A 22,786-nucleotide genomic window follows, 5' to 3' on the forward strand; every position below is an offset into this window, starting at 1 on the left:
GCCTGCGATGGCGGCGGGCCTGTTGACCTATCCTTGGCCGACCACCGCTATCGCAGGCAAGCCAGCTCCCACAGGTATCGAATGGTGTCAGCGAGAGGCCAGTGCGCCTTGGTACAGGACCGGTCCGGTTGGCTGCCCGGTCGGCGAGCCGCCTTGCGGCTCCAGGCTGACGGCGAGGGTCACGGGTGCAGCCAGCAGCGCTTGCTGTTCCTTGCTCAGCTGGATTCGGCCTTTACCCGAGCTGGGCACCAACCCCAGAGAAACCGGTTTGCCACCGGGCGCAATGACCCACAGTTCCAGCGCGCGCGTCGGCTCTACCGCCGCCAACGTCAGCGGCTCCACTTGCAGGTGATCGCCAAACGCCTGGATTTGCATTGCCGGTTGCTGGTTAGCCGCGACCAGCGTGGCGTTGTACTCGGCGCCGATATCACGCTGATAAAGCACTCCGACCAACACGGCGACCACGACTGCGCAGGCAGCCGCCAGCAGACGCACGTTCATCCAGAACGGTTTCTTCGCCGGCACATGCAGCACTTGCGGCTCGATCCGTGCCTTGATGCCTGCCCACACATGATCGGGCACCGGCCGTTCGGGCAGCGCGCCGGTCAGGCTGGCGAGGGCATCCTGCCAATGGCCGAGTTCGACGCGCAGCGCAGCGTCTTCCAATAACAGGGCGTCGAAGCGCCGACGGGCGGTAGCCGGCATCAGGCCGATCGCGTAGTCGGCGGCGAGGGCGCGGCGCAGGGCGGTGGTTTGGTAGTTCATGATTCAAGGCACCTGCGCAGGCGCTCCATGCCGCGGCGAATCCAGGATTTGACCGAGCCCAGGGGCGCCGCCAAGTGGTCGGCCAATTCCGAGCACGACAGGCCCTGGAAGTAAGCCACGGTGATCGATTGGCGCTGCATGCCATCAAGCGTGTCGAGGCAGCGGTTCAGGGCGCGGGCCTCGCGCTCGCTGTCGAGTTGCTCGTGGGCGCTGGGGCTGTCGTCAAGCATTGCGTCCTGCTGGCCATCGGCCAAGGGCTGTTCACGGTGCTTGCGCAACTGGTCGATGGCCAGGTTACGGGTGATATTCACCATCCAGGTCATCGGCGCCGCCAGGTGCGCCTCGTAGCGCGAAGCGTTGTACCAGATGCGCACAAAGGCTTCCTGCAGGACTTCTTCAGCCAGGTCCTTGCGGCCCATGAACCGGAACGCAACACCGTGCAGGCGTGGCGAAACACTGCGGTAGAGGGTCTCGAACGCTTGGCGGTTGCCCAGGGCGCACTGCGCCAGCAGGGGCTGCAACGGGTCAGCATCGTTGATCGAAATAGGGCTTCTCCAGGCTCTCGAACGAGGGCGACGGGACTGCGCACGGTAGGCAGAGGGTAGTCCAGCTTGAGCATTCATTCCATCCGACTCCGAGCGGTGCATGCTGGGTATACGCGCGGGCGGGTAATTTGGATGCAGCTTTTTCTGAACTAATCTTCAGGTGGGAACAATCCTTCGGGACTGTCAGTCCAACGCCTGCTTTTAGCTCCTACATTCAGAGGTTGTCTTGATGAAGATTTCACGCGGTTTTGCCCTGTCCTGCCTGATGACCGTGGCCGCCAGCCCGGTGTTTGCCGCAGGTTTCAGCCTCGGTGACGTGGCCAACGCCGTTTCCGGCGCCCAGGGCAGCAACAACAAGGCGGCTGCTGCAGCGCCAAGTTCCCAGACCGCAGGCCTGCTGAGCGCCCTGACTTCGCAACTGAACGTCACCCCTGAACAAGCCATCGGCGGCACTGGCGCCATGTTGGGCCTGGCCAAGAACCAATTGAGCAGCACCGACTATTCGCAATTGGGCAAAAGCGTGCCCGGCCTGGACAAACTCTCGGGGAGCAACTCTCTGGGCAGCCTCGGCGCCTTGAGCGGGATGCTCGGCCAGAGCGGCGGCAGCAAAACCAGCGGCCTGGACAGCGTGCTGGGTAACGTGAAGAACACCAACGACCTGAACACCGCCTTCAGCGCGCTGGGCATGGATAACAGCATGATCGGCAAGTTTGCGCCGGTGATCCTGCAATACCTGGGTGGCCAGGGCGCCAACGAGTCGGTGCTGGGCAAACTCGCCTCGGCCTGGGGCACTGGCAGCTAAATAGGCTCCGCGCGCAGGTGTGTGATGCGCGCGTCCTTCTCCCTCCAGAGCTGGTTCACCCAGTTCTGGACGGTCTGGCGAAACGCCGGATCATTCTCGTAATCGCCCTGCCATAGCGCCGGGTCGAGTTCACGGGTGCGAATGTCGATGATCACTTTGGGCACCGCGCCGCTGATCAAATCCCAAAACCCCGGAATTTTTTGCTGCGGATAGACCACGGTCACGTCGAGCACCGCATCCAGCTGTTCACCCAGCGCTGCCAGCACAAACGCCACACCGCCCGCCTTGGGTTTGAGCAACCGGGCATACGGTGAGTCCTGCTGCTTGTGTTTGGCCGCGTTGAACCGCGTGCCTTCCAGGTAATTCACCACGGTCACCGGCTGGCGCTTGAACAGCTCGCAGGCTTGTTTGGTGATTTTCAGGTCCTGGCCTGCTAGCTCCGGGTGCTTGGCCAGGAATGCCTTGGTGTAGCGCTTCATGAATGGGTAATCCAGCGCCCACCAGGCCAGGCCGAGGAAGGGCACCCAGATCAGCTCTTTTTTCAGGAAGAATTTGAAGAACGGCGTGCGCCGGTTGAGCGCCTGGATCAGCGCCGGAATGTCGACCCACGACTGATGGTTGCTGATCACCAGGTAAGAGGTGTCGCCACGTAGCTGCGCGCCACCGCGGATGTCCCATTGGGTGGGGATGCACAGCGAAAAAATCAGCTTGTCGATTTCAGCCCAGGTCTCGGCGATCCACATCACCGCCCACGAGGCATAGTCGCGATAGCGCCCGGGCGCCACCAGCTTGAGCAGGGCAAACAGCATCAACGGCCCGAACAGCACCAGGGTGTTGAGCAATAGCAGCAGTGTGACGAAACAGCCGGTGAGCAGGCGGCGCATAAGTAACTCTTGCAATCCTGTGGGCGGGCCATGATAAGCAAGCTGAGTCTAGAGGCCAAATCGCAAATCGCTGGACGAATGTTTCACAATATTCCGGGTATGGTTGAGACCTAACTAAGTGCTGCCTTTGCGGTCTAGAATCCGCCTACTTCTTTCGAGGAAATCACTTCGTGAAACTGCTCCTTGCCGCGTTCGCCCTCGTTCTTCCTGTTGTGGCTGCCCAGCCTGTCCTGGCCGCCGAACCGACCCTTTACGGTCGCTACGAATACATCCAGTTGCCGGAGATCGGCGAAACCTTCAAGGCCAAGATGGACACCGGTGCGCTGACCGCCTCGCTGTCGGCCCGAGACATCGAGACCTTCACCCGTGATGGCGACGATTGGGTGCGCTTCCGCCTTGGCGGCAAGGACGCGACCAACAAGGTCTACGAACACAAAGTCTCGCGCATCAGCAAAATCAAAAGCCGCGCCGACGAAGACGATGACAAGGACGAAGCCACCGTGGCCAAGCGCCCCGTGATCGATCTGGAAATGTGCCTGGGCAACGTCAAGCGCACCGTTGAGGTCAACCTCACCGACCGCAGCAGCTTCAACTACCCGCTGCTGATCGGCGCCAAGGCGCTGCGTGAATTCGGCGCAGCGGTGAACCCGGCGCGTCGTTACACTGCAGACAAACCGGACTGCTGACGGACCCACATGCCGCATATCCTGATTGTCGAAGACGAAGCGGCGATAGCCGATACGCTGATTTTCGCCCTGCAAGGCGAGGGCTTCACCACCACCTGGCTGAGCCTTGGCCAGGAGGCGCTGGCCCATCAGCGCCAGTCGCCCGCTGACTTGATCATCCTCGACATCGGCCTGCCGGACATCAGCGGCTTTGAAACCTGCAAGCAATTGCGCCGTTTCAGTGAAGTGCCAGTGATGTTCCTCAGCGCGCGGGATGCCGAGATTGATCGGGTGGTGGGCCTGGAGATCGGTGCCGACGATTATGTGGTCAAGCCGTTCAGCCCGAGGGAAGTGGCGGCGCGGGTGCGCGCCATCCTCAAGCGTGTCAGTCCAGGCGCCGCGCCTGCCGTGTTCCAGGTTGATCTGGAACGCATGCAAATCCATTACCGTGGTCAGGCTCTGAGCCTGACGCGTCATGAGTTCCGCTTGCTGCAAAGCCTGCTCGAGCAACCCGAACGCGTGTTCAGCCGCGAGCAATTGCTCGACGCGGTGGGCGTGCCTGCCGACGCTGGCTACGAACGCAATATCGACAGCCATATCAAAAGCCTGCGCAGCAAACTGCGAAGCGTGGCCGCCGACGCCGAGCCGATCCAGACCCACCGTGGCCTGGGTTACAGCTACAGCCCGAGCCATAGCTGATGCGCCTGGGGCTGCGGATTTTTCTGGTGTACGCGCTGTTTATCGGCCTGACCGGCTATTTCGTGCTTAACACCGTGATGAAAGAGATCCGCCCCGGCGTGCGCCAGTCCACCGAAGAAACCCTGGTGGACACGGCCAACCTGCTGGCCGAAATCCTGCGGCTGGACGTGAAGAACGGCACCCTCGGCCAAAGCCACTGGCCGGAGCTGCTCAAGGCCTACGGCAGCCGCCAGCCGGGCGCGACCATTTGGGGCCTGCCGAAAAACCAGGTCAACCACCGTATCTACGTGACGGACGCCAAGGGCATTGTGTTGCTCGATTCCACGGGCGAGGCGGTCGGCCAGGACTATTCCAAATGGAACGATGTGTACCTGACCTTGCGCGGCGAATATGGCGCGCGGTCGACCAAAAGCGAACTGGATGACCCCAACTCGTCGGTGATGCATGTGGGCGCGCCGATCCGCGATAACGGCCAGATCATCGGCGTGGTCACCGTGGCCAAGCCCAACAGCTCGTTGCAGCCCTATGTCGACCGTACCGAGCACCGGCTGCTGTGGTACGGCGCCGGGTTGGTGATCCTCGGCCTGCTGCTCGGCGCAGTATTGTCGTGGTGGCTGAGCGTGGCGCTGCATCGGCTGACGGCGTATGCCCAGGCTGTGAGCGAAGGCCGGCGCGCCGAGTTGCCGCATTACCGTGGCGGCGAGCTCAAGCAGCTGTCCACCGCCGTCGAGCACATGCGCACGCAGCTGGAGGGCAAGGCCTACGTCGAGCGTTACGTGCACACATTGACCCACGAGCTGAAAAGCCCGCTGGCGGCAATTCGTGGCGCGGCGGAGCTGTTGCAGGGCGACATGACCCGTGAGCAACAGCAGCGTTTCGTCGGCAATATCGACAATGAAAGCGCGCGCTTGCAACAGTTGATCGAGCGCCTGCTGAACCTCGCCCAAGTGGAGCAGCGCCAAGGTCTGGAAGAGCAAGTCAGCATGCCGTTGGCGGCCTTGGTCGACGAGGTACTCAAGGCCCAGTGCGCGCGCATTGAAGGCGCCGGCTTGCACGTCGAACAGGCGATTGCCGCGGATGTGAAGGTATTTGGCGAGCCGTTCCTGCTGCGCCAGGCCTTGGGTAATCTGCTCGATAACGCTCTGGACTTCACGCCGCCCGGTGGCACCTTGAGGTTCAGCGCACACACGCAGCACAACGACGTGCAGGTCAGTCTGTTCAACCAGGCCGCCGCCATTCCCGACTATGCCTTGCCGCGCCTGAGTGAGCGTTTCTACTCGCTGCCACGCCCGGCCAGCGGGCGCAAAAGCACCGGCCTTGGCCTTAATTTCGTGGAAGAAGTGGTGAAGTTGCACGGCGGCGCGTTGCAGATCGGCAATGTGCAAGGCGGCGTGCAAGTGGTGCTGCATCTCCACACAGTCTCCACATTGCCCACATAAATCTCCCATCTGCGCGGTTCACGCTCTGCCCATCAAAACAGGGAGAGACCTATGAACCGCAGCCTGCTTTTCAAACTTGGCGCGATTGCGCTACTGATTCTGCTGTTGCTGATTCCGTTGCTGATGATCAACGGCATTATCAGCGACCGCCAGCAACTGCGCGATGGCGTACTGATGGACATCGCCCGCAGCTCCAGTTACAGCCAGCGCCTCACCGGCCCGGTGATGGTGGTGCCGTATCGCAAGACGGTCCGGGAGTGGAAGCTCAATGAAAAACTCAACGAGCGCTACGAGCAAGTCAGCGAGGTGCGTGGTCGTCTGTATTTCCTGCCGGAGCAGTTTGAACTCGACGGCAAGGTGCAAACCGAGCTGCGCTCGCGGGGCATTTACCAGGCGCGGCTGTTCCATGCCGACAACCGCATCAACGGGCGGTTTGTGCTACCGGAGCAACTGGGTATCAAGGAAAACTTCGCCGATTACCGCTTTGACCCGGCGTATCTGGCGGTGGGTATCAGTGACATTCGGGGCATCGAGAATGCGCTGAAACTGGAGCTGGGCAGCCAACGCCTGGAGTTCTCGCCAGGCACTCAAGTGGCGTGGCTGGGCGAGGGCGTGCACGTGATGCTGCCCGAGCAAGACAGCAAAAAGCCGGCGCCGTTTGACTTCGCTTTTGACCTGCGCCTGCAAGGCACCGAGCAGCTGCAAGTGGTGCCGGTGGGCAAGATCAGCCAGGTCAAACTGGCATCGAATTGGCCGCACCCCAGCTTCATTGGCAACTTCCTGCCGGCCCGGCGTGAGGTCAGCGCGCAGGGCTTCAGCGCCAATTGGCAGACCACGTTTTTCTCCACCAACCTGGAAGAAACCCTGCGCGGCTGTGAGTGGGACAAAGTGTGTGACGACTTCAATAGCCGCAGCTTCGGCGTGAACTTCATCGACCCGGTGGACCAGTACCTCAAGAGCGACCGTGCGATCAAATACGCGCTGCTGTTTATCGCCCTGACGTTTGCCGGCTTCTTCCTGTTCGAAGTGCTCAAGAACCTGGCGGTGCACCCGATTCAATACGCGTTGGTGGGCGTTGCCCTGGCGTTCTTTTACCTGCTGTTGTTGTCGTTGTCCGAGCACATGGGCTTTGGCCCGGCGTACCTGTTGTCGGCGAGCGCCTGTGTGTTGTTGATCGGCTTCTACGTGTGCCACGTGCTGCGCAGTATTGCCCATGGGCTGGGCTTTTCGGCGGGGCTGGCGGCGTTGTATGGCCTGTTGTATGGGCTGCTCAGTGCCGAGGATTACGCGCTGCTGATGGGCTCGCTGTTGCTGTTCGGGCTATTGGGCACGGTGATGGTGCTGACGCGCAAACTGGATTGGTATGGCGTGGGCAAGCGCAAGGTGCAGTTTGACTTGGAGGCGGTGCAATGATTGGGTTACGGGAAGATCAGCAGTTGGGTGAGCAGTTGGCCGCCAGCATTGTCATTTTCCTCAACTCCACCACCTTCCAATGTGGGAGCGGGCTGGCCCGCGAAGGCGGTGGGTCAGAAACAGATGCGCTGAATGACCCGCCGCAATCGCGGGCAAGCCCGCTCCCACAGTAGGTTGGGGTGAGTATCAGGCCGGCGGCTGGGTCTGCAGCATCGACGGCCGCTGGCTGACCTTGGCGTACCAATCGGCAAGCTGGGGGTTCGCGGCGCGCCATTGCAGGTCAGGGTGGCGGAAGTCGAGGTAGCCCAAGGCGCAGGCCACGCTGATCGACGCAATGTCGAAGTGGCTGGCCAGCTCGGCAATCGCATTGGCTTCCAACTCCGCCAGGGTGCGACGGATCTTGTTGCGCTGCTCATTCAGCCATTGGTCCCAGTGCTTTTCTGCCGGGCGCATGGCGGTTTCGTAGCGCACCAGCACGGCGGCGTCCATGATGCCGTCGGCCATTGAGGCCAGGGTCAGGCGGCGCCAGCGTGCCGAGCCGTCACGAGGAATAAGGGGGGTGCCGACATGCTGGTGGTCGAGGTAATCGAGGATCACCCGGCTGTCGTGCAGGGCGCTGCCGTCGGCCAGGCGCAGGGCCGGGATCTTGCCCACGGGGTTTTCGTGCACCAGCTGCGCGTCCGGGTTGACCGGTGTCGGCATGCAGCCTTGCAGGGTCACGCGATCCTGCTGGCCGGTTTCGATCAGCAGCACGCGGACTTTACGAACAAAGGGTGAGGCTGGGTTGTGAAACAAGGTCATGCTGGGCGCGGACATGGGCATTCCTCGAAATGGGCAGTGGCTAGCCTAGAGGGTTGCGCTGTGGCTGGCGAGGGGGTCTTTGGGTGTTTTTGAGGGCCTCATCGCAGGCAAGCCAGCTCCCACGGGGGCAATGTATTTCAAGGTGGGAGCTGGCTTGCCTGCGATAGCGCCCTCAGCCGCGCCGCTTGAATAATGCCCAAACACCAATGACCGCAGGAATCCCCAAACCGACCCAGCTCAATGAATCCCACAGCCCATCCCCGAGCAACGCGGCAAACAACCCGGCCGCGCTGAGCACGCCAATCCCCAGCGGAATGCCAAACACCTTCCAGAAGTTCGACTGACGCGGCTTCATACCTTGGCCGCCTTGCGCCGCACGATCCACAGGTAAACGCCGCTGCCCAGCACGATGATGGTCAGCACATCGAGCACCGCCCAGAGAATCTTCATCGGCATGCCGCCGTAGTCACCAAAGTGCAATGGCTGGGACATGCCCATGGCGTCCATGTACCAGGGCCGCTCAGCGATGGCGGTGATGGCCAGGGTGCTGGCGTCGATCAGCACCGGCGTGAGCAGGTGCGAGGTCAGGTGCGTGCTGCCCTTCATGAACACCGCGTAATGGTGCTCACTGGAAAAACGCGTGCCGGGGAAGGCGATAAAGTCCGGCTCCATGCCGGGCGCGGCCTTGGCGGCAATGCTCAGCAGCTCGGTGGCCGGCGCGCGTTGGGTCAGTGGCGGCGCGTTTTTGTACGGCTCGATCATGGCGCTGAGGCTGTCCTGGCGCCAGGCGGCGATGATCAGGTCGGCGCAGGCACTGATCACGCCGGTCACGCCCACCACCAGCGCCCACGTCAGCGTGACGACGCCGATCAGGTTATGCAGGTCGAGCCAGCGCAAGCGCGTGGACTTGTCCTGGCGCACGGTGGCGAACTTCAAGCGGCGCATGAACGGCAGGTACAGCACCGTGCCCGAGACAATTGCCAGCACAAACAAAAGGCCCATGAAGGCCAGCAGCAACTTGCCCGGCAGGCCGGCGAACATGTCCACATGCAGGCGCAGCAGGAAGAGTGTCAGGCCGCCATTGGCCGCTGGGGTTTCGACGGCTTCACCGGTGCGCGCATCGAGCATGAAGGTGTGCGACGAGTTGGGTTCGGTGCCGGCCGTAGCGGCCATGATTGCGATCACGCCGTTCTTGTCGTCTTCGTCCCACGCCAGGTATTGCATCGCCTCACCCGGGCGATGCGCCTGGGCTTTGGCCACCAGTTGCTCAAGGTTCAACTGCGGGGTGTCGGCGGGCATCTGCGCCAGTTCAGGCTCATTGCCCAGCAGGTGATCGATCTCATGGTGAAACACCAGCGGCAGGCCGGTAAGGGCGAGCAACAGGAGGAAGACTGTGCAGATCAGGCTGGTCCAGGTGTGGATGAAGGACCAGCGGCGGATGGTTTTGCTTTTCATTTTCTAGCCTTCAGACACACCGAAGCCGCCCCGGGGGACGGCCTGGTTATTAACTCAGCCAATTACCACTGGTAGGTAGCGCTGGCGACTACGCTGCGCTGGTCACCGAAGTAGCAGTAGGAGGCATCACAGGTGGAAATGTAGTCTTTGTTGAACAGGTTAGTGGCGTTGAGTTTCAACGAGGCACCTTTGAGGCTGCTGTCGAGGCGGCCCAGGTCGTAATGCACCGCGCCGTCGAACACCGTGTAGGCATTTGCTTTACCCAGCCACGTGTTGGCTTGGTCGCCATAGGTGTTGCCGGTGTAGCGGGCACCAAAACCGATGCCGAAACCATCGAGTACACCGTTGTGCCAGGTGTAGTCGGTCCACAGGGAGGCTTGCTGGTTTGGCATCAGCTGCAGGCGGTTGCCCTTGAAGCTGCCTTTTTGCACTTCGGATTTTGCCAGGGTGTACGCAGCGATCACTTTGAGGTTTTCGGTGACGTCGGATACGGCTTCCAGTTCCAAGCCTTTGACTTTCACTTCGCCGGTTTGGTCGGTGACAGACTGGCCGCCTGCGCCGGTGCTAGAGACAAGCACGTTTTTCTGGGTCAGGTCATACACTGCCGCACTCAGCAAAGTGTTTGAGCCGGGAGGCTGGTATTTGATCCCCAGTTCCCATTGCTTGCCTTCGGTGGGCTTGTACGACTTGAGCGGGTCAACGCTGGCATTGCTCGCGGGCTGGAAAGATTCGGCGTAGGACAGGTACGGCACAAAACCCGAGTCGAACACGTAGCTCAATGCCGCGTTGCCACTGAAGTTTTTGCTGCGGTCGGTATTAGTCGCGTCGCTCTTGTTGAAGTAGGTCGTGCCTTGATGCACCCAGTCTTCACGCCCGCCGAGGGTCAGGCGCCATTTGTCCAAAGCCATCTGGTCTTGCGCATAGAGGCCGGTCTGTACTGTCTTCTGGTTATAGTCGTAATAAGCATCGGCGCGTGCCGGACGCACTACCGGTGCTGTGTTGACGGGGTTGAAGATGTTGACGCTCCCTGCGCCGCCGTAGATCGACAGGTAAGAAGTGTCGGTGCGCTGGTGGTCCAGGCCCAATAGCAGGGTATGGGTGACATCGCCGGTCGAGAAGTCGGCTTGGAAGTTGTTGTCGACCGCGAATTGGCCGATGTTCTCGTCCACGTTGGTCGAGGTACGGTCGATATTGCCCGCTGGATCAACTGGATAATAGCCGAAGGCGCCCACGGTCAGTTGCTGGAATGACAGCTCGGACTTGGTATAGCGCAGGTTCTGCTTGAACTGCCACGTATCGTTGAAACGATGCTCGAATGCATAGCCCAGCGCGTAGTAGGTGCGGTCGTAGAACTCGTAATCCGGATCGCCCAGGTTCTTGTGGTGGGAGACTTGACCCAGCGGAGAGTCGATTTTGGTACCCACAATAGGCAAGAACTGACTGGTAGCACCCGTATCGTCGCGGGTGAACTGCGAGAGCAGGGTCAGCTTGGTGTCGGTATCAATATTCCAGGTCAGGCTCGGCGCGATGTTGTAGCGCTTGTTGTCGATGTGATCGACCTGGGTGCCGGCATCGCGTACCACGCCGCTGACGCCATACAGGAACTGGCCTTCATCATCGATTTTGCCGGTGCTGTCGAAGTTGATCTGGCGGTAGTTGTCACTGCCGTATTGCAACTGGATAGCATGGCTCGACTCCTCGCTGGGACGGCGGCTGACCATGTCCAGCAGGCCGCCTGGTGGTGTCTGGCCATAGATCGACGAGGCCGGGCCACGCAGCAGGGCGAGGCGGTCGAGGTTCCAGGTTTCGGCTTTAGGGTTGGCGTACACGCCGCGCGGCAAAGGCAGGCCGTCGAGGAATTGCGTCGGTTCGAAACCGCGCACGCGCATCCAGTCGTAACGGGTGTCGCTGCCGTAGCTGGACGATACGATGCCGGGCATGTATTTGACGGCATCATCGAGGTTCTGGACGTTGCGGTCCTGCATCTGCTCGCGGGTCGCCACAGAGATCGAGCGCGGTGCTTCAACCAGTGCGGTGTCGGTCTTGGTGCCGGCCGCAGTGCGCGTCGCCAGGTAGCCAGTGACCGGGCCCCATGCACTTTCAGTGTCGCCTTGCGCAGTGATACTGGTCTCAGCCAACGCCACGACGCCTTCCGGAATCGCCACCAGCGTAAACGTCCCCGCGCTGCTTTGCTCCAGCTGCAGCCCGGTGCCACGCAACGCCTCTCGCAGCGCGCCCTGCGCATCGAACTGGCCGTTGACCGGTGCCGAGGTCTTGCCCGACGCCAACGCTGGGTTGAGGGTCAGCGCAAGGCCGGCCTGGCTGGCGATCTGGTTCAGCGTGCTGGCCAACGGTGCAGCCGGCAGGTTGTAGGCGCGCACGCTGGAAGCCTGTTCGGCGGCGATCAGCGTGGTGCTCGCCAGCGGGGCGCTGAGGGCGATGGCCACGGCTAACAGGCTGGGGCGCAACAAGGTGTCTAGCGTGCGGGACATAGGGCGGCTCCTGAATGGAAACATTTCTCAATTGCCTAGGTGCCGGACGAGAATCAAAAAGTGATAGGGCCAAGCGAAAATAAATCTGCGAAGGTGCGCAACTGATCGAACGGCATGGCCCTCAAGGCTCAGGGTAGCTGGGTTTTTCAGCCGACTGCCCACTGCAGTTTGTCGGCCAGGGCGTCGGGGTAATGATCGGTCTGGGCGATTGCCGCGCGTGTGGCTGCGCCATGACCGAAGGCTTCGATCAACACGTCAACCTGTGTGGCCAGAAAGTCGCTCAGCGAATCAAGCCGAGCCTCAAGGGCGCGGTAGCGGGCGATGTCCATGAGGCCCTCGCTGATGAACCAGGCGGCATGCTTGTTCAGGTATTCCAACACGTAAAGGCCGCACAGCGCGTTGCCCAGTTCCCTGGCCAACCCGTGGGGCAGCAAGCTGCCGGCGCGAATTGCGCTGTCGATGGCAAGACGCTGGGCGTAAGCCTCTCCTGCGCGGGCAACGACCATCAACTGCGCGTTCCAGACCTGCATGTCGTCCTCTCCCTCGCCACGGTGCCGGGCAATATGGTCGGCCACGTGCTTGAGCAAACGGTACTCCAGGGTGTGAGCCATGGCTTGCCAGTACCCGGCGTCATCCAGCCCGGCCTGGGGGTTGGGGGGTGTGGGTTCGCTCAAGGGTTGGCCGACCAGTACCTTGGCGGCGTCCAGCAGGATCATGCGGTTATTGCCACCGGCATCCTGGTAGATTTTGGCCATGCCTTCGTAGTCGGCGAAGCGATTGAGGTTGAGCGCACCGGCCACCCCGCAGCGCAACCGGCACTCTGTCGCCAGCGCCTCGGCGGCGGGTGCACACAGCGCCTTGGTCAGCGCCAGGGTTTGGCTGATGGCGGCCCACGGTGTCCACGTTACGTCGCCTGTGCCGGTGGTGTGCAGTGACGCCTGACTGGCCGTGCCTTCAATCCACAGGCGGGCGGAGTCGTTGGCAAAGCACTTCATGACATACGCCGTGGCCAGGCAACCGAACAGCGCGCGGCGTTGGGTGCGAAAAGCCAACAGGCCGGTGCCGTTACCGATCCGCGCCTGGGTCGTGCGTCGGTTGGCATGGGTCAGGGCCAGGGTTGAACAGGCAAGCATCACCGAACTCAAGCCGACGCCGACCATCGCCCACACATTCTTGGGCGCAAACAGTGAGCGAATCAGGCGACGGTCCGTACTGCCCAATGGGTCGTGGAACTGGTTGGACGCGTCGATCGAAGCGCCATCGCGCAGCCACGCGTCGAAGGGCAGGCGCACGTTGTCAAAGCTCGCCAGGCCATAATCCAGCGGCACTGCGCGGATTTCCGCCGGTGACGACATGGAAACTCCCGGGCGCGGGCCGTTGGCGTCACTCAATGGCAGCATGAACGCGAAGACGCCACAGGGCTGGCCCTGAACGATCACTTGGGCAAACACCACGCCCAGCTTGTCCAGGTTGCTGATCCCGACGTTGGCGAATTTAAGCGCGGCCTTGTTGGGTGTGTTCAGCACGAAAGTGCGCGTGTCGGCGTCGAATACTGCCTCGACACTCGCGCCCATGTGGGAGTTGCTGCGGCCTATCTCGGTCAGCGCGTACACCCCCAGAGTCTCGCCGGTCTCCAGTTTGCGTCGCCACTGGGTGGCGCTCGGGTGATCCTGCTCGAACGCCAGCAGCGTGCCGATACACAACCCCTGCTGAATGACGCAGCCCATGAACAGCGAAGGATCATTGAGCGCCGCGTGGGTAGCCTCGGCCATCAATAACTGCGGCTGCGCAAAGCCATGGATACCGTCGGGCAGCTGGCGCATCAGGTGCTGCAAGCGCTGGTAGGTGTGGCGATGGCCGTCATGAAAACTCTGGTTGGCGCGAGGATGGAGTTCGGGGTCGCTGAAAATCTTCGCCATTTGCGCGTGAACCTCGGCATCGACGGGCCCGTTGGCCAGCTGGCGCAAGGCAATCACGGCCTTTTGCGCGGCGGGCGCGTTGACCAGCAAATGGCGCAGGGTTTCGATGGGTTGCGCCAGCGGCGCGTAGGTTTGTGCGGGATGCAGGCTTTTGCGTATGCACACCGACAGGCCGCTGTTCACCCCAAGGTCGATAAACACGGTGTGTTTGTCCGTCGGCAGTTGCGCCAACGTGTAGGGCAGGTTGGTGGGTTGCGTGACGCCCAGGGTAAACAGGTGATGCAAATCGTCCTCGGGCTCGTAGCGACGCCCCAGCACGGTTGAGTAGATCGGTGTTTTGAAGGGTTTGGGGGCCAGCGGCCGCAGGTTTTCGTGAAGTCGCCGGGCGACCTCCGTGTGAGGCGGATAGTGCGACGCGTAAGCGATCGAGACCGGGCGCAAGGGGTGTGCGCTGTCATCGTGGTGAGCAAGCAGGTGCTCCAGGTCTGCCGTCTCGCCGCTGATGATGCATTGGGCCGGCGCGTTGACGGAGCCCAGCACCAGGTTCGACTCGGGGTAGCGGTCCAGCAGTGCTTGCGTGTCCTGCGCTGAAAGGTTGACCAGCAGCATGCTGCCTCGGCCTTCCTCGCTGCGGTAGGCGGCGTTGAGGGCACAGACCGCGCGGGCACCCTGCGCAATGTCGAGCACGCCGCCACACACCCTGGCAGCAATTTCGCCGAAGCTTTGCGCAACGATCAGGGAGGGAACAATGCCCGTGGCCTGCAGCAACTGGTTAAGCACCACTGCAGCGCCGTACAGCGCCAGTTGCGCCACACCCGAAGGCAGCGGCAGGGCGTGATCGCGGGTCAATAGAACCTGGGTGATCAACCCTGAATGGGGATCAGGTTCGTGCGCCGCCGCCTCGGTTTCGATGATTGCCAGAATCGTGTCAATTGGGTCCCGGGCTTCGGGTACATGCTGATACAGCTCCGCCAGAGCGCCGCACGGATCGCTCCCTTGGCCAGGAAAGGCGAAGACATAGTTCTGACTGTAGATGTTGAGTTGGGTTGACATGGGTCCATCCTCTTTAGCCGAACAGGATCGCCTCACCAGCAAAATGCTGGAAAAAACGAAGGCTCATTGGATGGCAAAAGACAGGGCTGCGTACCTGTGAGAAATGACAGTTTTTTGTAACGTTTCGAGATAGTCTCGATTCAATTATTGCTACCCGACCCTCCTTGCGCCGGCCTTGCGACCACCTGGGTCCACCACAGTGTGTGCTGCTCGATCTGTACCGGCAGCGTCGGCAGCAGCGCGTTCAGCGCCAGCGTCGTGTCGTGCAGCGGGAAGCTGCCGGTGATGCGCAGATCGGCCACGGTTTTATCCACACCCAGATACCCGCTGCGGTAGCGGCTGAGTTCTTCGACCACATCGCCCAGGCGGGCGTTGTCGACCACCAGCATGCCGCGCGTCCAGGCGTCGGCGGCGGGAGAGACGGCCAGCGCAGGGTCGAGGCCGTCACTGCGCATCAGCACTTGCTGGCCTTCCTTGAACATCTGTTCCTTGTGCAGTGCCTGGGGCTGGGCAGCCACGGCGGACTGCAGCACGCTCAAGCGTGTGGCGTGGTCTTCGCGCTTGACGATAAACCGCGTCCCCAGCGCTCGCAGGTTGCCATCGCGGGTTTGTACATAAAACGGGCGCGCATCGTTGTGGCCGGTTTCGACCAGAATCTCGCCTTCCTGCAACACGATCAGCCGGCGTGTTTCGTCGAAACGCACGTCGATGGCGGTGTGGGTATTGAGGTTGATCAGCGTGCCGTCCGCCAGTTTCATTGTGCGTTGCTCGCCGGTGGCGGTGCGCTGGTCGGCCAGCCAATAATGGATCGGCACATATCGCTCACCGGCAAACAATGCCAGGCCGCAGAGCAGCGCGATGCTTGCCACGCCGCGTCCAAGCTTGCGCACGCGCTGGCGAATGCCTTCGCGCGAGTGCAGCAGCGCCGCGCGCGCGGGGCCCGAGGCCACGCTGAAACGCTGGTCGAGCATGCCCAGCTGGCGCCAGGCGCGTGCATGTTCTTCATCGCTGGCCAGCCATTTGGCGAACTCTTCCTGTGCAACGAAGTTGCCGTCACCTGAGTCCAGGGACAGTTGCCACGCAATCGCGGCATCCAGCACGCGCGCCGAGACCGGCTTGGCGCTGACCACGCTCACAGCGGCTCGCCATACAGTGCGATGTAACACTGGCGAATGCCTTGCGCCAGGTACTGGCGCACGCGGGGCACCGACACGCCAAGACGCTGGGCAATGTCGGCGTGGCCCAGGCCGTCGAGGCGGTTATAGAGGAAGGCGGTGCGGGCCTTGCTCGACAGTTTGCCGAGCAAGCGGTCGATGGCCTTGAGGTCTTCGAGGATCAGTTGCTGCTCTTCCGGCGACGGGTGTTCGCTTTCCGGGATCAGCATCAGTTCAGTGAGGTAGGCCTGTTCCAGGGCCGCGCGCCGGAAGTAGTCGAACAGCAGGCCCTTGGCGATAGCCACCAGAAATGCCCGTGGCTCGCGGGGTTCGCGCAACTCGTCACGGCCCAGCAGGCGCATGAACGTGTCCTGGCTCAGGTCTTCGGCGCGGCTCGGGCAGGCCACGTTGCGCCGCAGCCACGCCAACAGCCAGCCACGATGGTCGCGATACAACGCGCCAACAAGCTCAGTGTGTGGGGTCTGGACCGACGACAAGGTATCACCAAATAAACAAGGGGTTTAAACTAACGAGAATTATTCGCGATTGTGTCAGAGGCAAGGAACGCGCGCAATTGGCGTCTGTCGGGCGGTGCTATTAAAACGATGGCGCATGTTTGCGCCGTTTCCATTGGCTCACGCGTGCTTGAAGCGCCTGCGGGGAGTCGATGTGCTGCGCACGCGCACGGCTCAACAGGATGAGCATCAACTCTGCCGTGGCCAGGGCGTCGGCGCTGGCGTGATGGCGCTCACCGACCTGCAGCTTGAAGTGGTTGATCCAGTCGTCCAGCCCCGCTTCACGGATATTCGCGTCGGGGCACAGCAGCGGGGCGATGTCGGCGACGTCGAGGAACGGGTGCGCCAGGCGATAGCCGAGGCTGTCCTTGAGCGCGCGGCACAGCATGTGTTGATCGAAGGGGGCATGGAACGCCAGCAGCGGGCTGTCGCCAACAAACGCCATGAAGTCCAGCAGCGCCTCGACCGGGTCGGTGCCGGCGGCGATGGCGCTGGGCCCCAGGCCGTGAATCAGCACGCTGGGGCTCAGCTTTGTTTCGGCACGGCGCAAAGTGCGTTCGAACATTTGCGAAAAATCCACCGCACCGTCCTCAATCACCACCGCGCCAATGGACAGCACTTGGTCGCGGTTGAGGTTAAGGCCGCTGGTTTCCAGGTCGACAACTACCCAGCGCTGGTTGCGCAGGGCGCCATCCCCCAGCACGGCAGGTGCGGGCAACTGCGCCAGGCGCTTGAGCTGGGTCGCGTCGAGCCCGGGCTTTTTCGCACGCAGCCAACTGAACAAACTCACAGTTGGTACCGAAAGGTCAGGCTGCTTTGCAGGCGCTGCGCCTGCCGCAGGGATTCACGCAGGATGCGCCGGTCCAAGTGGTTGAGGCTGTCAGGGTCGACGCGGTTGGAATACGGCTGGTTCTCGCGGGTTTGCAGTTGGTGCTGCTGCATGCGGGTTTGCTGGATAAAGTGGTAGGCCTCTTCATACGCGGCGCCGTCCAATCGCTCAATGACCGCTTTGTCCACCAACTGGCGCAGCCGCTCCAGGGTGTTGTTGGCGTGGATGCCGTTGGCCAGGGCCAGCAGGCGCGCGCCATCGACAAAGGGCGTAAGGCCCTGCACCTTGAGGTCGAGGGTGGCCTTTTCGCCACCTTTGCGCGTCAGCACAAAGTCGCGGAAACGCCCCACCGGCGGGCGCTGACGCAAGGCGTTCTCGGCCAGCATGCGTTGGAACAGCCGGTTGTCCGCGACTTGATCGAGAATGCCCTGGCGCAATTGCTCGCAGCCCTGTTCATCGCCCCACACCACGCGTAAATCGAAATAGATGCTCGACCCCAGCAGGTTCTCCGGCGTGGCCTCACGGATAAACGCCCCGAAGCGCCGCGCCCATTCGGCCCGCGACAGGCACAGTTCGGGGTTACCGGCCATGATATTGCCCTTGCACAGGCTGAAACCACACAACGCCAGGCTCTGGTTGATCTGCTGTGCCAAGGGCAACAAACGGCCGCGGATCTCGGCGGCTTCGGCGGCATCCTTGGCGTCGAACAGGATGCCGTTGTCCTGGTCGGTATACAGCGTCTGCTCGCGGCGGCCCTCGCTGCCGAAACACAACCAACTGAACGGCACGCCGGGGTCGCCCTTGTCGGCCAGGGTCAGTTCGATCACACGGCACACGGTGTGATCGTTGAGCAGCGTAATAATGTGGGTAATCTGGGTGGACGATGCGCCATGGGCGAGCATGCGTTCGACCAATTGGCCGATCTCACCGCGAATCGCCACCAGGTTTTCCACGCGTGGCGCATTGCGGATGGTGCGCGCCAGGTGCACCAGGTCCACCCGCTGCAGGGAAAACAGGTCGCGCTCGGACACCACGCCACACACGCGCTGGTCTTTGACCAGGCACACGTGGGCGATGTGCCGTTCGGTCATGGCAATGGCGGCGTCGAAGGCGCTGTGGTCCGGGCTCAAATAGAACGGCGCCTGGGTCATATGGGACTCGATGACCTGATTGAAGTCACTGGTGCCATCGGCCACTACCTGGCGCAGGTCGCGCAAGGTGAAAATTCCCAGGGGCGCCTTGTGCGCGTCGACGATGACGATGCTGCCCACTTGCTGTTCATGCATCAGCGTGACCGCCTCGCGCAGCGGCGTGCTCGGGCTGCAAGTGACGGGATGGCGCATGGCCAAGTCGCCCAAGCGCGTGTTCAACGAGTATTGGGTGCCGAGGGTTTCCACGGCTTTTTGCTGCACCTGTTGGTTCACTTGGTCCAGCAGGCTGCTGACGCCGCGCAGGGCGAAATCGCGAAACGGGCTCGAAAGCGCGAACAGCTTTATAAAGGCCGGCTTGTTCAGTTGCAGGCAGAAGGTGTCTTCGGCGGCCTTGTGCTCGGTGCGGGTCGCGCGTTCGCCCAGCAGCGCGGCCAGCGGGAAACACTCGCCGGTGGTGATTTCAAAGGTGGTTTGCGTCGCGTCTTGATTGAGCAACGGGCGCTCGCCGACCACGCGGCCTTGCTTGACGATGAAGAAATGCTCCACCGGCCCACCCGACGGCTTGAGGATGCTGTCGCCCTGACCATAGAAGCGCAGTTGGCACTGTTCGACCAGATACGCCAGGTGTGCGTTTTCCATCTGGTTGAACGGGGGAAAGCGTTGCAGGAATTGCAGGGTGCCGTGGATGTTCTGCAACACGGCGGTTTTTCCCGCCTGCGTGAAAGCATCAGCTTTACTCATAACAGTGACCGCAGTTTCTTGTCGTTATCGTCCTTTATGGTCGGCCCCCGTGCCCTGGGTGCCCATTGGACGTAAGTCTAGGTAGCGGTCAAACCATTGGCGACTAGGGAAAAACCTTACATGGCTACCGTGCAAACCCCGTAGAACGCCCACTAGTCAAACTTTCCGACGAAGTGCACATTGTTCGCCCTTCCGCAGATGTCTGACGAGTGTGCTGGGAGATTGATGAGAACTGCTGAGAAACGTATGCCCGACCACGATATTTTGAGTGATGCAGAGCGCGAGGCACTGAGCGCTGTGATGCTGGAGCCTGATTTACCGCCACAACGTGTGTTGATCGTCGATGACGACAAAGATGCGCGCGAATTACTGGCGGAGATTCTGGGCCTGGACGGCATTCGCTGCATGACCGCCGACAGTGGAGAGGCGGCGTGGGATTTGTTGAGCTCCAGCAGCTCCATCGGTCTGCTGATCACCGACCTGCGCATGGCGCCGAGCAATGGCCTGGAATTGATTCGCCAAGTGCGCAGCTCTACTCGGGCGGCGCTGCCAATCATCATCATGTCCGGGGACGCTGAAGCGCCGGATGTCATCGATGCGATGCACTTGAGCGTGGTGGACTTTTTGCTCAAGCCTATCGACAGCGTGAAGTTGGCGAAGATGGTCAAGCGCGAGCTGGGAATGGCGCAGTAACGTCCACTGGTCGGTATCAGCTAAGCACTGTCAATTCTGACAGTAGGCAAGCAATAGGTGGGGCTGTTTACTGGATGAGTGCGCGGCGATCGGGAACGGTTGCCCCCTTCATTCACCACCAGGAGTCAGTCATGAAAATAGCTGGCAAGATTAAGGCGGATATTTTCCACAACGGTAAGCTTTTGCGCACCACCAGCTCCACGAGCGTTTCGGGTGACAGTAATCACTTTCAAAGTACAGATTCTGCGACCCGTACATCAGTCTCGATGTCATTTGTTCCCGCCATCGAGGATGGCACCACGACGTACAAGTTCGAGGAAACTGATTCGAAATTCGGATGCAGCTTGGGCGATATCCTTCTGCCTATTGCCGGAACGGTTGAAGTGACCTCCACCAACTCAACCGACAACTTGAAATATACGTTCAGTGGGAAGTTCAACGATGGAAGGCGCGACCTGGAGATCAAGGGGACGGCTGAGTTGAACTACCTCTATCCATGATCTGAATGCCCCTGCAGGATCAGTCCCTGATCTTTTGATCAGGGACGTCTCCCTTCGTTAGTTACACACCCATTTTGGCTTTGAACTCACGGCGCCGACGGTGCAACACCGGCTCGGTATAACCATTGGGTTGCTTGGTCCCTTCAATCACCAACTCCACCGCTGCCTGGAACGCGATGTTGCTGTCGAAATCCGGCGCCAAGGGGCGATACAGGGCATCCCCCGCATTTTGACGGTCTACCACCGGCGCCATGCGCTTGAGGCTTTCCATCACTTGGGCTTCGTTGACGATGCCATGGCGCAGCCAGTTGGCGATGTGCTGGCTGGAGATGCGCAGGGTGGCGCGGTCTTCCATCAGGCCCACGTCATTGATGTCCGGCACTTTCGAGCAGCCGACGCCTTGATCGATCCAGCGCACGACATAGCCAAGGATGCCTTGGGCATTGTTGTCCAGCTCGTTGCGGATTTCCTCGTCAGACCAATCGGTGTTGCTGGCCAGAGGAATGGTCAGGATATCGTCCACCGACGCGCGCTCGCGTTTGGCCAGTTCGGCCTGACGCGCGAACACATCGACTTTGTGGTAGTGCAGCGCGTGCAGTGCAGCCGCCGTGGGCGACGGTACCCAAGCGGTGTTGGCGCCGGCCAGTGGGTGAGCGATTTTCTGTTCAAGCATCGCTGCCATCAGGTCGGGCATCGCCCACATGCCTTTACCGATCTGTGCACGCCCTTGCAGGCCGGTGCTCAGGCCGATATCGACGTTCCAGTTCTCGTAAGCGCCGATCCATTTCTCGGCCTTCATGGCCGCCTTGCGCACCATCGCGCCAGCTTCCATGGAGGTGTGGATTTCGTCGCCTGTACGGTCGAGGAAGCCGGTGTTGATAAACACCACGCGCTCGCTGGCGGCCTTGATGCAGGCTTTGAGGTTGACCGTGGTGCGGCGCTCCTCGTCCATGATCCCGACTTTCAACGTATTGCGCGGCAGGTTCAGTACGACTTCGATACGCCCAAACAGCTCGTTGGTGAACGCAGCTTCTTCGGGGCCATGCATTTTTGGTTTAACGATGTACACGGAGCCGGTGCGGCTGTTCTTGCGGCTGCTGGTGCCGTTGAGGCTGTGGATGGCCGCCAGGCTGGTGAGCAAACCGTCGAGAATGCCTTCCGGTACTTCGTTGCCGTCTTTGTCGAGGATCGCGTCGATGGTCATCAAGTGGCCAACGTTGCGCACGAACAGCAGCGAACGGCCATGCAAGGTCACGTCCTGGCCATCCACGCCGGTGTAGACACGGTCGGGGTTCATGGTGCGGGTGAAGGTCTTGCCGCCCTTGGCCACTTCTTCGGCCAGGTCGCCCTTCATCAGGCCGAGCCAGTTGCGGTAGATCACCACTTTGTCATCGGCATCGACGGCGGCGACGGAGTCTTCGCAGTCCATGATGGTGGTCAGTGCAGCTTCCATCAGCACGTCTTTGACGCCGGCCGCATCGGTCTGGCCGACAGGCGTGCTGGCGTCGATCTGGATTTCGAAATGCAGGCCGTTGTGTTTCAGCAAAATGGCGATCGGCTGGTCCGCCGGCCCCTGGAAACCGATCAGTTGTGCATCGTCGCGCAGGCCGCTGTTGCTGCCGCCCTTGAGGCTGACGATGAGCTTGCCATCAGCGATCTTGTAACCGGTGGAATCGACATGGCTGCCGGCGCTGAGCGGCGCGGCTTCGTCGAGAAAAGCACGGGCGAAGGCAATCACCTTGTCGCCGCGCACTTTGTTGTAGCCCTTACCCTTTTCGGCGCCGTCGGCTTCGCTGATGGCGTCGGTGCCATACAGCGCGTCATACAGCGAGCCCCAACGTGCGTTGGAAGCGTTGAGGGCAAAACGGGCGTTCATCACCGGCACAACCAGCTGAGGGCCGGCCATGCGGGCGATTTCGTCATCGACGTTTTGGGTCGAGGCCTGGAAGTCTGCGGCTTCTGGCAGCAGGTATCCGATGTCTTGCAGGAAGGCTTTGTAGGCCACCGGGTCGTGGGCCTGGCCGGCGTGGGTCTGGTGCCAGGTATCGATCCGCGCCTGGAAATCGTCGCGTTTGGCGAGTAGGGCTTTGTTCTTCGGTGCCAGGTCGTGAATGACCTTGTCGGCGCCGGCCCAGAACTGGTCGGCAGTGATGCCGGTACCGGGAATGGCTTCGTTGTTCACGAAGTCGAACAGGACTTTGGCGACCTGCAGGCCACCGACTTGAACGTGTTCAGTCATTGCTTGCCTCACTCTGCGGAGCTTATGCGCTT

20 protein-coding genes are annotated in these 22,786 nt (G+C 61.4%); 7 read left to right on the forward strand and 13 right to left on the reverse strand.

Annotation, left to right across the window (positions count from 1 at the left end; genetic code table 11):
* Positions 1-87: 87 nt before the first annotated feature.
* Both AACV02_RS03265 and AACV02_RS03270 read right to left on the reverse strand, forming a co-directional pair.
* The gene (locus AACV02_RS03265; protein WP_106575578.1) at positions 88-765 is read right to left on the reverse strand and encodes an anti-sigma factor; all 678 of its coding nucleotides are present in this window, start codon (positions 763-765) and stop codon (positions 88-90) included.
* On the reverse strand, positions 762-1,388 hold the full coding sequence (locus AACV02_RS03270; protein ID WP_106575577.1) for a sigma-70 family RNA polymerase sigma factor: 627 nt from the start codon (positions 1,386-1,388) through the stop codon (positions 762-764). Before AACV02_RS03270 ends, AACV02_RS03265 begins: the two co-directional genes overlap by 4 nt.
* A gap of 151 nt (positions 1,389-1,539) precedes the next feature.
* Between AACV02_RS03270 and AACV02_RS03275 the strand changes: the two genes are divergently transcribed.
* Positions 1,540-2,112, forward strand: coding sequence for a DUF2780 domain-containing protein (locus AACV02_RS03275; protein ID WP_119737589.1), 573 nt, complete (start codon positions 1,540-1,542; stop codon positions 2,110-2,112).
* Here AACV02_RS03275 and AACV02_RS03280 read toward each other — a convergent pair.
* On the reverse strand, positions 2,109-2,996 hold the full coding sequence (locus AACV02_RS03280; protein ID WP_119737591.1) for an acyltransferase: 888 nt from the start codon (positions 2,994-2,996) through the stop codon (positions 2,109-2,111). The two genes, AACV02_RS03275 and AACV02_RS03280, sit on opposite strands and share 4 nt — an antisense overlap.
* A 170-nt stretch (positions 2,997-3,166) precedes the next feature.
* Between AACV02_RS03280 and rloA2 the strand changes: the two genes are divergently transcribed.
* Genes rloA2 through creD form a run of 4 tightly spaced genes read left to right on the forward strand, consistent with a single transcriptional unit; the run spans position 3,167 to position 7,212 of the window.
* Positions 3,167-3,682, forward strand: a complete 516-nt coding sequence (gene rloA2, locus AACV02_RS03285; protein ID WP_106575574.1) for a retropepsin-like aspartic peptidase RloA2 — start codon at positions 3,167-3,169, stop codon at positions 3,680-3,682.
* Positions 3,683-3,691: 9 nt separating this feature from the next.
* Positions 3,692-4,360, forward strand: coding sequence for a two-component system response regulator CreB (creB, locus tag AACV02_RS03290; protein WP_119737593.1), 669 nt, complete (start codon positions 3,692-3,694; stop codon positions 4,358-4,360).
* Positions 4,360-5,799 (forward strand): two-component system sensor histidine kinase CreC, encoded by a 1,440-nt coding sequence (creC, locus tag AACV02_RS03295; RefSeq protein ID WP_119737595.1) that lies wholly within the window; start codon positions 4,360-4,362, stop codon positions 5,797-5,799. Before creB ends, creC begins: the two co-directional genes overlap by 1 nt.
* A 51-nt stretch (positions 5,800-5,850) precedes the next feature.
* Entirely contained in the window at positions 5,851-7,212 is a 1,362-nt protein-coding gene (gene creD, locus AACV02_RS03300; protein WP_119737597.1) for a cell envelope integrity protein CreD, read from the forward strand.
* 186 nt (positions 7,213-7,398) lie between these two features.
* Here the strand turns inward: creD and AACV02_RS03305 are convergent, their stop codons facing one another.
* The 9 genes from AACV02_RS03305 to AACV02_RS03345 form a co-directional block, all read right to left on the reverse strand.
* Complete coding sequence (locus AACV02_RS03305) at positions 7,399-8,028, reverse strand: glutathione S-transferase (protein ID WP_119737600.1); 630 nt, start codon at positions 8,026-8,028, stop codon at positions 7,399-7,401.
* 157 nt (positions 8,029-8,185) lie between these two features.
* The gene (locus AACV02_RS03310; RefSeq protein WP_119737602.1) at positions 8,186-8,368 is read right to left on the reverse strand and encodes a hypothetical protein; all 183 of its coding nucleotides are present in this window, start codon (positions 8,366-8,368) and stop codon (positions 8,186-8,188) included.
* Complete coding sequence (locus tag AACV02_RS03315; protein ID WP_119737604.1) at positions 8,365-9,468, reverse strand: PepSY-associated TM helix domain-containing protein; 1,104 nt, start codon at positions 9,466-9,468, stop codon at positions 8,365-8,367. The genes AACV02_RS03310 and AACV02_RS03315 overlap by 4 nt, the downstream gene beginning before the upstream one ends.
* Before the next feature lie 62 nt (positions 9,469-9,530).
* Positions 9,531-11,960, reverse strand: a complete 2,430-nt coding sequence (locus AACV02_RS03320) for a TonB-dependent siderophore receptor (protein WP_119737606.1) — start codon at positions 11,958-11,960, stop codon at positions 9,531-9,533.
* A gap of 146 nt (positions 11,961-12,106) precedes the next feature.
* A complete protein-coding gene (locus AACV02_RS03325; RefSeq protein ID WP_119737608.1) occupies positions 12,107-14,932 on the reverse strand; it encodes an acyltransferase domain-containing protein in 2,826 nt (941 codons plus the stop codon).
* A 140-nt stretch (positions 14,933-15,072) separates the two neighbouring features.
* The gene (locus tag AACV02_RS03330) at positions 15,073-16,068 is read right to left on the reverse strand and encodes a FecR domain-containing protein (RefSeq protein WP_119737610.1); all 996 of its coding nucleotides are present in this window, start codon (positions 16,066-16,068) and stop codon (positions 15,073-15,075) included.
* On the reverse strand, positions 16,065-16,583 hold the full coding sequence (locus tag AACV02_RS03335; protein ID WP_119737612.1) for an RNA polymerase sigma factor: 519 nt from the start codon (positions 16,581-16,583) through the stop codon (positions 16,065-16,067). The genes AACV02_RS03330 and AACV02_RS03335 overlap by 4 nt, the downstream gene beginning before the upstream one ends.
* Positions 16,584-16,683: 100 nt before the next feature.
* The gene (locus AACV02_RS03340) at positions 16,684-17,391 is read right to left on the reverse strand and encodes a 3'-5' exonuclease (RefSeq protein ID WP_119737614.1); all 708 of its coding nucleotides are present in this window, start codon (positions 17,389-17,391) and stop codon (positions 16,684-16,686) included.
* Positions 17,388-19,322, reverse strand: a complete 1,935-nt coding sequence (locus AACV02_RS03345; RefSeq protein WP_119737616.1) for a putative nucleotidyltransferase substrate binding domain-containing protein — start codon at positions 19,320-19,322, stop codon at positions 17,388-17,390. Before AACV02_RS03345 ends, AACV02_RS03340 begins: the two co-directional genes overlap by 4 nt.
* Positions 19,323-19,568: 246 nt before the next feature.
* On the opposite strand from AACV02_RS03345, the gene AACV02_RS03350 reads away from it, so the two are divergent.
* Positions 19,569-20,015, forward strand: a complete 447-nt coding sequence (locus AACV02_RS03350; RefSeq protein ID WP_106575561.1) for a response regulator — start codon at positions 19,569-19,571, stop codon at positions 20,013-20,015.
* A gap of 131 nt (positions 20,016-20,146) precedes the next feature.
* The gene (locus AACV02_RS03355; protein WP_119737618.1) at positions 20,147-20,515 is read left to right on the forward strand and encodes a hypothetical protein; all 369 of its coding nucleotides are present in this window, start codon (positions 20,147-20,149) and stop codon (positions 20,513-20,515) included.
* Between the two features lie 61 nt (positions 20,516-20,576).
* On the opposite strand, the gene AACV02_RS03360 is transcribed toward AACV02_RS03355, so the two are convergent.
* Positions 20,577-22,754: a malate synthase G gene (locus AACV02_RS03360; RefSeq protein WP_119737620.1), complete on the reverse strand. Its 2,178-nt coding sequence runs from the start codon at positions 22,752-22,754 to the stop codon at positions 20,577-20,579.
* Between the last annotated feature and the right edge of the window lie 32 nt (positions 22,755-22,786).

This window comes from Pseudomonas sp. Larv2_ips, assembly GCF_963879675.1.
Lineage (GTDB): Bacteria > Pseudomonadota > Gammaproteobacteria > Pseudomonadales > Pseudomonadaceae > Aquipseudomonas.

Coding starts and splice junctions, on each gene's coding strand:
- AACV02_RS03270 (WP_106575577.1), bottom strand. CDS start 1,388: ATGAATGCTCAAGCTGGACTACCCTCTGCCTACCGTGCGCAGTCCCGT.
- AACV02_RS03345 (WP_119737616.1), bottom strand. CDS start 19,322: ATGAGTAAAGCTGATGCTTTCACGCAGGCGGGAAAAACCGCCGTGTTG.
- AACV02_RS03350 (WP_106575561.1), top strand. CDS start 19,569: ATGCCCGACCACGATATTTTGAGTGATGCAGAGCGCGAGGCACTGAGC.
- creC (WP_119737595.1), top strand. CDS start 4,360: ATGCGCCTGGGGCTGCGGATTTTTCTGGTGTACGCGCTGTTTATCGGC.
- creB (WP_119737593.1), top strand. CDS start 3,692: ATGCCGCATATCCTGATTGTCGAAGACGAAGCGGCGATAGCCGATACG.
- AACV02_RS03310 (WP_119737602.1), bottom strand. CDS start 8,368: ATGAAGCCGCGTCAGTCGAACTTCTGGAAGGTGTTTGGCATTCCGCTG.
- AACV02_RS03355 (WP_119737618.1), top strand. CDS start 20,147: ATGAAAATAGCTGGCAAGATTAAGGCGGATATTTTCCACAACGGTAAG.
- AACV02_RS03320 (WP_119737606.1), bottom strand. CDS start 11,960: ATGTCCCGCACGCTAGACACCTTGTTGCGCCCCAGCCTGTTAGCCGTG.
- AACV02_RS03305 (WP_119737600.1), bottom strand. CDS start 8,028: ATGTCCGCGCCCAGCATGACCTTGTTTCACAACCCAGCCTCACCCTTT.
- AACV02_RS03315 (WP_119737604.1), bottom strand. CDS start 9,468: ATGAAAAGCAAAACCATCCGCCGCTGGTCCTTCATCCACACCTGGACC.
- AACV02_RS03325 (WP_119737608.1), bottom strand. CDS start 14,932: ATGTCAACCCAACTCAACATCTACAGTCAGAACTATGTCTTCGCCTTT.
- AACV02_RS03275 (WP_119737589.1), top strand. CDS start 1,540: ATGAAGATTTCACGCGGTTTTGCCCTGTCCTGCCTGATGACCGTGGCC.
- AACV02_RS03280 (WP_119737591.1), bottom strand. CDS start 2,996: ATGCGCCGCCTGCTCACCGGCTGTTTCGTCACACTGCTGCTATTGCTC.
- AACV02_RS03265 (WP_106575578.1), bottom strand. CDS start 765: ATGAACTACCAAACCACCGCCCTGCGCCGCGCCCTCGCCGCCGACTAC.
- creD (WP_119737597.1), top strand. CDS start 5,851: ATGAACCGCAGCCTGCTTTTCAAACTTGGCGCGATTGCGCTACTGATT.
- AACV02_RS03360 (WP_119737620.1), bottom strand. CDS start 22,754: ATGACTGAACACGTTCAAGTCGGTGGCCTGCAGGTCGCCAAAGTCCTG.